The 3,874-nt window shown below is 67.5% G+C and carries 1 protein-coding gene; it reads left to right on the forward strand.

Annotation, left to right across the window (positions count from 1 at the left end; all coding sequences use genetic code 11):
• The first annotated feature begins 351 nt into the window (after positions 1-351).
• Positions 352-3,783, forward strand: coding sequence for a DNA-directed RNA polymerase subunit beta (locus tag KBX39_RS25615; RefSeq protein ID WP_030501613.1), 3,432 nt, complete (start codon positions 352-354; stop codon positions 3,781-3,783).
• Positions 3,784-3,874: the final 91 nt, after the last annotated feature.

The raw sequence follows: 3,874 nt of genomic DNA on the forward strand, positions 1-3,874 counted from the left end.
GCACCGGCCTGCCAGGCACGCTGACATCAGCAAGACTTTCCGCGCTTGCAACGGCCGCCACTCGGGTAATGGCAACGGCAGCACCGCCGCCGCGGCACCCGAGCGGACCGGCAGGAGCGTCGCGTTCCGAGCGGCCCGGACGACCCGGTTTTCCGAGGTCCCAGGGCTTGTTCCGCGACGACCTGCGGGGTGGGCTGGACAGCGGTTAGCCTCTCGGCTACACTGCTAGTTTGCGCTGCCTTCCGACTTGACCCCTGCTCGGAAATGTCCGTTTACGGATAATTCTGGTGGGGTCATTGGAGTGCACGCGTACCAGCCGTTCTGCAGCACCGGTCCTCGGAAGGACGCATCTTGGCAGCTTCCCGCCCTGCGAAGACCAGTCGTACGTCGAGCGCATTCGCGCCCCGCCGAGTTTCTTTCGGTCGGATCACCGAACACCTCGAGGTCCCCAACCTCCTCGCCATCCAGAACGAGTCCTTCGACTGGCTCGTCGGCAACGAGGCTTGGCAGGGCCGGTCGGCGGACGACCCGCACGCACGCTCGGGTCTCGCGGAGATCCTCGACGAGATCAGTCCCATTGAGGACTTCTCCGGCACCATGTCGCTCTCCTTCTCGGCTCCGCGCTTCGACGAGGTCAAGGCCTCGATCGAGGAGTGCAAGGAGAAGGACCTCACCTACTGCGCGCCGCTGTTCGTGACCGCGGAGTTCACCAACAACACCACTGGCGAGATCAAGAGCCAGACCGTGTTCATGGGTGACTTCCCGATGATGACGCCGAAGGGCACCTTCATCATCAACGGCACCGAGCGCGTCGTGGTCAGCCAGCTCGTCCGCTCGCCGGGCGTGTACTTCGACAAGCAGCCGGACAAGACCTCCGACCGCGACCTCTCCAGCGTCAAGGTCATCCCGAGCCGGGGTGCCTGGCTGGAGTTCGACATCGACAAGCGCGACACGGTCGGCGTTCGCATCGACCGCAAGCGCCGCCAGGCCGTCACCGTCCTGCTCAAGGCCATCGGGTGGTCCGCCGAGCGCATCCGTGAGAAGTTCGGCTGGTCCGAGCTCATGATGACCACGCTCGAGAAGGACCACATCGCCGGCCAGGACGAGGCCCTGCTCGACATCTACCGGAAGCTCCGCCCCGGCGAGCCGCCGACCCGTGAGAACGCCCAGACCCTGCTCGACAACCTCTTCTTCAACCCGAAGCGGTACGACGTCGCCAAGGTCGGGCGCTACAAGTTCAACAAGAAGCTCGAGCTGGACGTGCCGATCACCACCGGCACGCTCACCGAGGACGACATCGTCGCCACCGTGGAATACCTCTGCCGGCTGCACGCCGGTGAGGAGGGCTACGAGGCCGACGACATCGACCACTTCGGCAACCGTCGCCTGCGTACCGTGGGCGAGCTGATCCAGAACCAGGTCCGGGTGGGTCTCTCCCGGATGGAGCGGGTCGTCCGCGAGCGGATGACCACCCAGGACGTCGAGGCGATCACGCCGCAGACCCTGATCAACATCCGCCCGGTGGTGGCGGCGATCAAGGAGTTCTTCGGCACGTCGCAGCTGTCCCAGTTCATGGACCAGACCAACCCGCTGGCGGGCCTGACCCACCGGCGCCGGCTGAGCGCGCTCGGCCCTGGTGGTCTGTCCCGTGAGCGGGCCGGCTTCGAGGTCCGGGACGTGCACCCGTCCCACTACGGCCGGATGTGCCCGATCGAGACGCCGGAAGGCCCGAACATCGGCCTGATCGGCGCGCTCTCCACGTTCGCCCGGGTCAACCCGTTCGGCTTCATCGAGACGCCGTACCGGAAGGTCATCGACGGCCGGGTCACCGACCAGATCGACTACCTGACCGCGGACGAGGAGGACCGGTTCGTCAAGGCGCAGGCCAACGCCCCGCTGAAGTCGGACGGCACCTTCGCCGAGGACCGCGTCCTGGTCCGTCGTAAGGGCGGCGAGACCGAGGACGTCGCGCCGGGCGCCGTGGACTACATGGACGTGTCGCCGCGGCAGATGACCTCGGTCGCCACCGCGATGATCCCGTTCCTGGAGCACGACGACGCCAACCGCGCGCTCATGGGCGCGAACATGCAGCGTCAGGCGGTGCCGCTGGTCAAGGCCGAGGCCCCGCTCGTCGGTACGGGCATGGAGTACCGTGCCGCGGTCGACGCCGGTGACGTGGTCGTCGCCGAGGTCGGCGGTGTGGTCGAGGACCTCTGCGCGGACTACATCACGGTCCACCAGGACGACGGCCACCGCCGGACGTACCTGCTGCACAAGTTCCGCCGCTCCAACGCCGGCTCCTGCGTCAACCAGAAGCCGGTCGTCTTCGAGGGCGACCGCGTCGAGGCCGGTCAGGTCATCGCCGACGGTCCGTGCACCGACGAGGGCGAGATGGCGCTCGGACGCAACCTGCTGGTGGCGTTCATGTGCTGGGAGGGCCACAACTACGAGGACGCGATCATCCTGTCGCAGCGCCTCGTGCAGCAGGACGTGCTCACCTCGATCCACATCGAGGAGCACGAGGTCGACGCCCGGGACACCAAGCTCGGCCCGGAGGAGATCACCCGCGACATCCCGAACGTCAGCGAGGAGATGCTCGCCGACCTCGACGAGCGCGGCATCATCCGGATCGGCGCCGAGGTCGTCCCCGGCGACATCCTGGTCGGCAAGGTCACCCCGAAGGGTGAGACCGAGCTGACCCCCGAGGAGCGGCTGCTCCGCGCGATCTTCGGCGAGAAGGCGCGCGAGGTCCGGGACACCTCGCTGAAGGTGCCGCACGGCGAGACCGGCACGGTCATCGGTGTGCGTACCTTCTCCCGCGAGGACGGCGACGAGCTGCCCCCGGGCGTGAACGAGCTGGTCCGGGTCTACGTGGCCCAGAAGCGCAAGATCCAGGACGGTGACAAGCTCGCGGGCCGCCACGGCAACAAGGGCGTCATCTCCAAGATCCTGCCGATCGAGGACATGCCGTTCCTGGAGGACGGGACCCCGGTCGACATCGTGCTGAACCCGCTCGGTGTGCCGTCCCGGATGAACATCGGCCAGGTCCTGGAGACCCACCTCGGGTGGGTGGCCAAGACCGGCTGGAGCGTGGACGGCGACGACGAGGAGTGGAAGCGCCAGCTCCGCTCGATCAACGCGCACGAGTCCGAGCCGGACACCAACGTGGCCACGCCGGTCTTCGACGGTGCCCGCGAGGAGGAGATCTCCGGTCTGCTGGCGTCGACCCTGCCCAACCGGGACGGCAACCAGCTCATCGGGGGCAGCGGCAAGGCGCAGCTGTTCGACGGTCGTTCCGGCGAGCCGCTGCCCGACCCGATCGCGGTCGGCTACGTCTACATCCTGAAGCTCAACCACCTGGTCGACGACAAGATCCACGCCCGGTCGACCGGTCCGTACTCGATGATCACGCAGCAGCCGCTGGGTGGTAAGGCGCAGTTCGGTGGCCAGCGCTTCGGTGAGATGGAGTGCTGGGCCATGCAGGCGTACGGCGCCGCCTACGCCCTGCAGGAGCTGCTGACCATCAAGTCCGACGACGTCCTGGGCCGGGTCAAGGTCTACGAGGCGATCGTCAAGGGCGAGAACATCCCCGAGCCGGGCATCCCGGAGTCGTTCAAGGTGCTGCTCAAGGAGCTGCAGTCGCTGTGCCTCAACGTCGAGGTGCTCTCCAGCGACGGTGTGGCCCTGGAGATGCGCGAGACCGACGACGAGGTGTTCCGGGCGGCGGAGGAGCTGGGCATCGACCTGTCCCGGCGCGAGCCGAGCTCGGTCGAAGAGGTGTAAGTGGTGAGGTCGGGGGCCGACCGGCCCGCTCTGGACGGTCAGGCTTGATCCCGACGCGGGCCGGCCGGCCCCCGACCCCCCCCAAGATATA

Origin of the sequence: Micromonospora sp. D75 (assembly GCF_018070405.1) — a bacterium.
GTDB lineage: Bacteria > Actinomycetota > Actinomycetes > Mycobacteriales > Micromonosporaceae > Micromonospora > Micromonospora chalcea.